Genomic DNA, 543 nt, shown 5'->3' on the forward strand with positions numbered 1-543 from the left:
AACACTCAAAACAAGCAGAAATAGGACAAATAGTAGATAGTGCATTAGATGCAATAGAAAAAGAAAATGATTCTCTAAGAGGAGTATTACCTAAAAAYTACTCTAGACCAGAACTAGACAAAAGAATATTAGGWGAAATAATAGAYTTATTTACTAATATAAATGTAGGTGGTAAAGAAGGAAAAGAAAAAGATATACTAGGTAGAGTATACGAATATTTCTTGGGAAAATTTGCAGCTAACGAAGGAAAAGGTGGAGGTGAATTCTATAYACCAAAATCTATAGTTGCACTTATGGTAGAAATGATTCAGCCTTTTAAAGGATATGTATACGACCCTGCTTGTGRAARTGGAGGTATGTTTGTTCAATCACTTAAATTCGTAGAAGAACATAGTGGAAGTACATTTGATATAAGTGTATATGGACAAGAAAGTAACCCTACAACATGGAAATTAGCAAAAATGAACTTAGCTATAAGAGGAATAGAAAATAACTTAGGAAGTAAAAATGCAGATACATTCCATGAAGACTTACACAAAAACT

The 543-nt window shown here is 31.3% G+C and carries 1 protein-coding gene; it reads left to right on the top strand.

Annotation, left to right across the window (positions count from 1 at the left end):
* Positions 1-543, top strand: a 543-nt coding sequence (locus G3997_RS04420; protein ID WP_296649363.1) for an N-6 DNA methylase, incomplete at both ends; no start/stop codon positions are given.

It is taken from the genome of Romboutsia sp. 13368 (assembly GCF_018336475.1).
Taxonomy (GTDB): Bacteria; Bacillota; Clostridia; order Peptostreptococcales; family Peptostreptococcaceae; genus Romboutsia.